Genomic DNA, 6,629 nt, shown 5'->3' with positions numbered 1-6,629 from the left:
TTTTTTTTTTATACGACGCCGGCCAACCCCCGCCCGGGCGCCCCCCCCGGGCGCCGCAAAGGGGGTTGTGGCGCGGCCCCCCGCCCCCCCCCGCCAGCCCAGCAAGCCCGCCCCGTCCGAGGCGCCCGGCAGCATGCCGGTCGACAATCCGGCCGATGGCAAGGACGTCAACTGCGGCCCCATCGGCTCGGACTCCAACGGCGTGCGGCAGAACCTGATGGCCAAGGCGACCCCGAACGGGACCGTCGGCTGCACCGAGGCGTTCAACGTCCTGGACGAGTACAAGAAGCACCCGGTCGACCAGGCCGAAACCGGCACCATGGGAGCCGCCCGGCTGCCCTCGGGCTGGGCCTGCGCGAGCGTCCCGCACGCCGAGTTGAAGGGCATTCGCATCGTCAGCTGCGACAGCGGCAAGGAAGACGGTCACGGCGGCTACGTCGGCGGCCGGTCCTTCTACTCCGAGCCCGTCCGGTAAGTCCTTTGTGGACGGTGACGGCGTCGCATGTCGCGAACGCTCCGTAGGGGACGCTGAACGTCCCGAACGCGTCGTTCGCGACACCGGGACGGCAGGGCGGAGCGTCCCACCTTTGTCGCGAACGCTCCGTCCGGGACGTTGATCGTCTGCAACGCGTCGTTCGCGACATGCGGCGGCGAGCCAGGAACGCCCCGGCCTTTGCCGAGAAGCCTCGATCGGCGTAATCCGTGCCGGGTGGCAAGTCGGCATCCGTTGTGGTGATTCGGCGGTGTCGCGCTCCCGTGCTGTTGACCAGCGGTTCTAGGTTGATCGCATGGAAGCGCGAAAGGCGACGCCGCAGGCCAAGGAACTGGGCAATGACCTGCGGCGCGCCCGGCTCGCGGCCGGGCTGACCGAAGCCCAGCTCGCGCGGAAGCTGGGCTGCTCGGCCAGCAAGATCTCCCGTATTGAGCACGGACTGCGGGGGATCGAAGAGTTCGACCTCATCCGGCTACTGGCCTTCTGCGGCGTATCCGGCGACGAAATCCGGCGACTCAGGGACCTGGCGCGCGAAGCCGATGACCCGTACCGCCTCCGGCCGCACCACGATCAGCTGCCGGATGAGCTGAGCACGCTCATCACCCACGAGACCACGGCCGCCAGCATCACTGTCTTCGAACCCCAGCTGGTCCCCGGAATCCTGCAGACCGAAGGCTACGCCCGTGCTCTGTTCCGACTCGCTGGCGTTTTCAACGCCGACGCGGTCGAGCTTCGGGTCCAAGCACGACTCGCACGACAAAGCTTGCTGCGCAGCGCCGACCGACCACAGTTTGTTTTCTTTATCCACGAGCAACCTCTGCGGTCCGTCGTGGGAAACGAACAAGTGATGCACGAGCAGATGCTGCACCTTGTCCTGACCGGTCACCGCGCTGGTTGCGAGATACGGGTAATTCCCAGTGCAGCTTTTCCACCTGGTATTTTCGGCCCGGCCTTCTGGTTGATGAGGTACGAGGCTCACAAACCGATCGTGTACGCCCAGCACTACACCTCAAGCTTGTTCCTCAAGGAACCACCCGATGTGGAGTCTTACCGCGCAGCATTGTCGCGGGTAGCCGGGGACGCGCTGGATGCGAGACAATCCCAGGAGATGCTTGCCACCCTGGCAAGCGACTACGACGTTCCAAGGACCAGCCAACATGACCCCAGCCCAGCAGGCACGACTGACCTGGCGTAAGAGCAGCTACAGTAACGGCGGTAACGGCGAGTGTGTCGAGGTCGCCTGGATGAAGAGCAGCTACAGCAACGGCGGCACCGGCGAATGCGTCGAGATCGCAGTCCTCCCCGCTCGGATCGCCGTCCGCGACTCCAAGGCCCCGGCTTCCGGCGCGCTCACCTTCCCCTCAGCCGCCTGGCACTCCTTCCTCAGCTCGGTGCGCTGACGCTGGTCCAGGAAGCCAGTCGTCGAATCCGGGTAATGCATCACGCGCGACGGCGGCCGACCAGCAGCAGCCACACGAAGTACGCCCCGCCCAGCGTCGCCGCGACCACCCCCACCGGCAGCAGCGACGCTCCGAGCACCCGCTGCCCGACGTAGTCCGCGGCGACCACGAGCAGCGCGCCGACAAAGGCCGAGGCCACCAGGTTCGGGCCGGGCAGCCGGGTCATCCGGCGGGCGAGTTGCGAGGAAATCAGCGCGACGAAGGGGATCGGACCGACAGCCGCAGTCGCGGCGGCGACCAGCGCGACGGCCAGCAGCAGCAACAGATTCCGCATCCGGCCCACGGCGACGCCGACACCGGTCGCGGCGTCGTCGCCCATTTCCAGCATCCGCAGGGCCCGGCCGTTGACCAGCACCGCAGGCACCAGGATCACCATCGCGACAGCGAGCGGCACGAGGTAGTTCCAGTCGCGCCCGGCGAGGTCGCCGACCAGCCACACCGTCGCGCGGGCGGCGTTTTCCTTGCTGGCCTTGACAAGCAGGTACGCGTTGACGCCCGCCAGCACCGCACTCATCGCGATGCCGAGCAGCACGAGTCGTGAACTCAACAGCCCATGCGGCGCGCACAGCGCGGCGACCACCACCATCGTGAGCAGACCGCCGCCGAGCGCGCCCAGCGACACCAGCCCCGGCGCCGAGCCGACGACCAGGATCATCACGATGCCGCCGGTCGCGGACCCGGTGGTGAAGCCGATGATGTCCGGGCTGCCGAGCGGATTCCTTGTCAGCGTCTGGAAAACCGACCCCGCCAACGCGAGCGCCGCGCCGACGAGCACCGCGACCAGCACGCGCGGCAGACGTCCGGTGACGACCAGGTACTGCGCCTTCGTGCCCTGCCCGGCGAGCGTACGGAGCACCTCGGACGGGGTCATGTCGTAGTCCCCGGTGCCGACCGAAAGGACGACCAAAGCCAGCGTCACCACCACAAGCCCGGCAACGACCACAATGGACCTTCGGTCGAGACCCGCCTCGCGCGAAACAACCGTCGTCATCGGCGCACCGCCTTGAGCCGCCGCGCCACGACGATGAACGCGATCCCGCCGACGATGTCCATCATCACGCCGACCTGGATCTCACCCGGCGAGCCGAGCACGCGGCCGAGCACGTCGCAGATCAGCAGCACCACCGGCGCGAGCAGCGCCGACAGCGGGAGCACCCAGCGTTCGTCCTGGCCGACCAGCAACCGCACGACGTGCGGGACCATCAGGCCCACGAACGCGATCGGGCCGCACGCCGCGGTCGCGGCCGCGGACAGCAACCCGACCGCGGCCATCCCGGCGAGCCGGGTGAAAGCCGGATTTGCGCCGAGCCCGCGCGCGGTGTCCTCGCCGAGCGCGATCGCGTTGAGCGGCCTCCCGAGCACTGCCGCCAGTACGACGCCGACCAGGAAAAACGGCACCAGCCCGGCCAGCGCGCCAAGGTCACGGTTGACCAGCGAACCGACCAGCCAGAACCGCATCTGCTCCAGGTTGTGCGTGTTGATCACCTGCAACGCCTGGTTGAGGCCGACGAACACGGCCTGCACCGCGACCCCGGCGAGCACCAGCCGGATCGGGCTCGCCGCGCCGCCGATCACCGACACCAGCCAGGTGCCGAACAGCGCGCCGCCGAACGCGAACCAGATCAGCTGGTCCGGCGCGGTCACCGAGAACAACGCGGATCCGAGGACGATCGCGAACGCGGCGCCGTAGTTGATCCCGAGCAGCCCGGGGTCCGCGACCGGGTTGCGGGTGATCGCCTGCAACAGCGCGCCCGCCAGGCCGAGCGCCATGCCGACCACGACGCCGACCACGGTGCGAGGCAGCCGGTCGTCGCGGATGACGACGTCGTCGAAGCTGCCGTCGTAAGCGAAGAGACCGTGGAGAACGCTGCCCAGCGAGAGCGCGTTCGAGCCGAACCCGACGGACAGCAGGAACGCCGCCGCGAGCGCGAGCAGCGCTCCGACCAGCACCATCGTCCGCGTCGAGCCTCTGGTGCGCCCCTCGGTGACGCGTGCCATTGCCTGGACCATGGCTTTCACATTAAGGCAAGGCTAGCCTAAGGCTCGCATACTCCCCGGTAAGAAGGACGATCCCGATGAACAACCTGCCCACGCTGTCCCGCCGCGGTTTCCTCGCGGGCACCGCAGCGGCCGGCGCGATGACCCTGCTGAGCGCCTGCGGCTACACCGAGGACAAGCCGTCCGGCTCAGGGGGCACGACGTGGACGTACACCGACGACCGCGGCCGGAAGCTCGACGGTGAGCGGCCCACCCGGATCGTCGCACAGGTGACGGCGGCCGCGGCGCTGTGGGACTACGGGATCCGGCCGATCGGCATCTTCGGCCCGTCGAAGCTGGCCGACGGCAAGCCGGATCCGCAGGTCGGCGGCGTCGATCTGAACACCGTGACCTCGCTCGGGAACGTGTGGAACGAGTTCAACTTCGACAAGTTCGTCTCGCTGAACCCGCAGTTGCTGGTCAGCGTGATCTACCTCAAGCAGCAGATGTGGTACGTCCCGGACACGCAGGCGGACAAGGTCGACAAGGCGGCGCCGAGCGTCGGCATCGGCCTCCAGGGCATCGCGATGCCGGAGGGCATCACGAAGTTCGCGGCGCTGGCGAAGGCGCTCGGCGCGGACGTCGAAGCGCCCGCGATCCAGCAGGCTCGCGCGAGCTTCGAGCAGGCCGACGCGGCGCTGGGCGAGGCGATCAAGAAGACGTCGGGGCTGAAGGTGCTGCTGCTGTCCGCACAGAAGGACACCTGCTACGTCGCGAACGCGCCCGCCTTCGCGACCAGCAAGCACTACCAGAACAAAGGCATGAAGTTCGTCGCGCCTGCCAACCCCGACGCCTCACAGGGCGGCTACTACGAGCAGGTGAGCTGGGAGAACATCGGGAAGTACGAAGCCGACGTGATCATGTACGACTCGCGCGGCGGCTCGCTGTCCCTCGGCCCCGACGGCCTCGGCGGCGTCCCGACCTGGCAGCAGCTGCCCGCGGTGAAGGCGGGACGGCTGATCGCGTGGAACAACGAAACGCCGTTCTCCTACCAGCGTTTCACCCCGGAACTCTCGTCCCTCACCGCCGCACTGAACCGCTTCGCCTGATCGTGGCCCCAGTGCTCTGAAGGCCACCTTGAGGGCGTTCAAGTCCCTCATGGTGGCCTTCAGAGACCTTCGAAAGGCGGATGGATCAGCCTCGTGCGTGGGCGTCCAGGATGTGCGCGATGGCCTGCGTGACCTGCTGCGCGTAGTCGAGGTTGAGCCATTCGTCGGGCACGTGGATGTTCGAGTCCGTCCCGCACGCGCCGGTCACGAGGAACTGCGCGTCCGGGTATTTTTCGCCCAGCAGCCCCATGAACGGGATCGACCCGCCCATGCCGACGCTGCGGTGCGGCCGTCCGAACACCTCGTCGCTCACCCGGCGCAGCGCGGCCGACAGCCACGGCGCCTCGGCCGGGGCGTTCCAGCCGTTCTCCGCCTGGGCGTCCTCGCTCAGCTCGACCTGCGCGCCGTAAGGCACGTCGGTGGTCAGCACCCGCTTGACCGCGGCCAGCGCGGTGTCCGCGTCGGCGGTGGGCGGAAGCCGGAAGCTCAGCGTCAACGTCGTGCTCTCGCGCAGGACGTTGCCCGCTTCGGGCGGCTTCGGCAGTCCATCGGCGCCGATGATCGACAGCGTCGGCCGCCAGCTCTGGTTGAGCATCAGCTCCAGCTCGTCGTCGGTGACCGTGGTGGCGTCGCCGACGAGCGGGAACATCTCCCGCAGCGTGCCGGGGGAGACCTCGACGACGTCCTTGGCCTCGCCGCGCCGATTCGCCGGGATCTCGACCTTCAGCTCAGGCAGCTTGATCTCGCCGGTCTCGGAGTCCTCGATGCGGTCGAGCAGCTGCCGCAGCACGCGGAACGAGCTCGCGACGACGCCGCTCGCGAGCCCGGAGTGCTGGGCCGTGCCGAGCAGCCGCACGGTCACGTTGAGGTGCAGCATCCCGCGCAGGCTGTTGACCAGCCACAACCGCTCGTAGTCGCTGCCACCCGCGTCGAGGCAGACCACCAGCGAGACCTCGCCGAGCTTTTCGCTCAGATGCTCCAGGTACGCGGGCAGGTCGGGGCTGCCGGACTCCTCGCCGGTTTCCAGTAGCAGCACGGCACGCGCGTGCTCGCCGCCCGCGGCGTGCACCGCCTCCAGCGCGGTGGTGGCCGCATACCCGGAGTAACCGTCATCCACGGCCCCGCGGCCGTAGAGGCGGCCGTCGCGCAACACAGGCGTCCACGGGCCCAGCCCCTCGGACCAGCCACCGACCGGCGGTTGCTTGTCGAGGTGCCCGTACAACAGCACGGTGCCCTTGTCCGCGCCGCCCGGTGTCGCCGGGACGTCCACGAACAGCAGCGGCGATCGGCCCGGCAGCTCGACGACCTCGAGCTTCGCGCCCGGCAGCCCGCGCCCGGCGATCCAGTCGCGGACGTGGTCGACGGCCGCGGCGAGATGTTTGTTCGCGGCCCAGTCGGCGTCGAACGCGGGGGACAGCGCGGGGATCTCCACCAGACCGGACAGGCTCGGCACGACGTCGTTCGTCCACGCCGAAACCACGGATTCACGTACGGATTTCTGCTCCACACAAGCATCCTGCCACGCGGAACGTACTGTGGTGGAGGTCACGGCCGGTACTCTCTTCGGTCCGCACACACCGTGTGCGACAC

7 protein-coding genes are annotated in these 6,629 nt (G+C 68.6%); 4 read left to right on the top strand and 3 right to left on the bottom strand.

Annotation, left to right across the window (positions count from 1 at the left end):
* The first annotated feature begins 133 nt into the window (after positions 1–133).
* From ACFWX1_RS03585 to ACFWX1_RS03575, 3 genes are all read left to right on the top strand, one after another.
* On the top strand, positions 134–475 hold the full coding sequence (locus ACFWX1_RS03585; protein ID WP_378383400.1) for a hypothetical protein: 342 nt from the start codon (positions 134–136) through the stop codon (positions 473–475).
* A 313-nt stretch (positions 476–788) separates the two neighbouring features.
* Positions 789–1,688: a helix-turn-helix domain-containing protein gene (locus ACFWX1_RS03580; RefSeq protein WP_378383399.1), complete on the top strand. Its 900-nt coding sequence runs from the start codon at positions 789–791 to the stop codon at positions 1,686–1,688.
* Positions 1,651–1,893 carry a DUF397 domain-containing protein gene (locus ACFWX1_RS03575; RefSeq protein WP_378383397.1) on the top strand — a complete coding sequence of 81 codons (243 nt, stop codon included), beginning with the start codon at positions 1,651–1,653 and terminating at the stop codon, positions 1,891–1,893. Before ACFWX1_RS03580 ends, ACFWX1_RS03575 begins: the two co-directional genes overlap by 38 nt.
* Positions 1,894–1,933: 40 nt before the next feature.
* Here the strand turns inward: ACFWX1_RS03575 and ACFWX1_RS03570 are convergent, their stop codons facing one another.
* Together ACFWX1_RS03570 and ACFWX1_RS03565 are read right to left on the bottom strand one after the other, a co-directional pair.
* Entirely contained in the window at positions 1,934–2,944 is a 1,011-nt protein-coding gene (locus ACFWX1_RS03570; RefSeq protein WP_378383395.1) for a FecCD family ABC transporter permease, read from the bottom strand.
* Positions 2,941–3,963: a FecCD family ABC transporter permease gene (locus ACFWX1_RS03565; RefSeq protein WP_378383394.1), complete on the bottom strand. Its 1,023-nt coding sequence runs from the start codon at positions 3,961–3,963 to the stop codon at positions 2,941–2,943. Before ACFWX1_RS03565 ends, ACFWX1_RS03570 begins: the two co-directional genes overlap by 4 nt.
* Before the next feature lie 65 nt (positions 3,964–4,028).
* Between ACFWX1_RS03565 and ACFWX1_RS03560 the strand changes: the two genes are divergently transcribed.
* Positions 4,029–5,039 (top strand): ABC transporter substrate-binding protein, encoded by a 1,011-nt coding sequence (locus ACFWX1_RS03560; RefSeq protein ID WP_378383392.1) that lies wholly within the window; start codon positions 4,029–4,031, stop codon positions 5,037–5,039.
* Between the two features lie 85 nt (positions 5,040–5,124).
* On the opposite strand, the gene ACFWX1_RS03555 is transcribed toward ACFWX1_RS03560, so the two are convergent.
* Positions 5,125–6,546 carry a M20/M25/M40 family metallo-hydrolase gene (locus tag ACFWX1_RS03555; RefSeq protein WP_378383390.1) on the bottom strand — a complete coding sequence of 474 codons (1,422 nt, stop codon included), beginning with the start codon at positions 6,544–6,546 and terminating at the stop codon, positions 5,125–5,127.
* Positions 6,547–6,629 lie beyond the last annotated feature (83 nt).

Origin of the sequence: Amycolatopsis sp. NPDC059021 (genome assembly GCF_042739895.1) — a bacterium.
Classification (GTDB): Bacteria; Actinomycetota; Actinomycetes; order Mycobacteriales; family Pseudonocardiaceae; genus Amycolatopsis.
Note: the sequence above shows the minus strand (reverse complement) of the source record. Positions and strands in the feature narration are given on the sequence as shown.

What these genes read in the sequence shown, in the direction of transcription:
- ACFWX1_RS03560 (WP_378383392.1), top strand. Translation starts at nt 4,029, where the DNA reads ATGAACAACCTGCCCACGCTGTCCCGCCGCGGTTTCCTCGCGGGCACC.
- ACFWX1_RS03570 (WP_378383395.1), bottom strand. Translation starts at nt 2,944, where the DNA reads ATGACGACGGTTGTTTCGCGCGAGGCGGGTCTCGACCGAAGGTCCATT.
- ACFWX1_RS03575 (WP_378383397.1), top strand. Translation starts at nt 1,651, where the DNA reads ATGACCCCAGCCCAGCAGGCACGACTGACCTGGCGTAAGAGCAGCTAC.
- ACFWX1_RS03580 (WP_378383399.1), top strand. Translation starts at nt 789, where the DNA reads ATGGAAGCGCGAAAGGCGACGCCGCAGGCCAAGGAACTGGGCAATGAC.
- ACFWX1_RS03585 (WP_378383400.1), top strand. Translation starts at nt 134, where the DNA reads ATGCCGGTCGACAATCCGGCCGATGGCAAGGACGTCAACTGCGGCCCC.
- ACFWX1_RS03565 (WP_378383394.1), bottom strand. Translation starts at nt 3,963, where the DNA reads ATGGTCCAGGCAATGGCACGCGTCACCGAGGGGCGCACCAGAGGCTCG.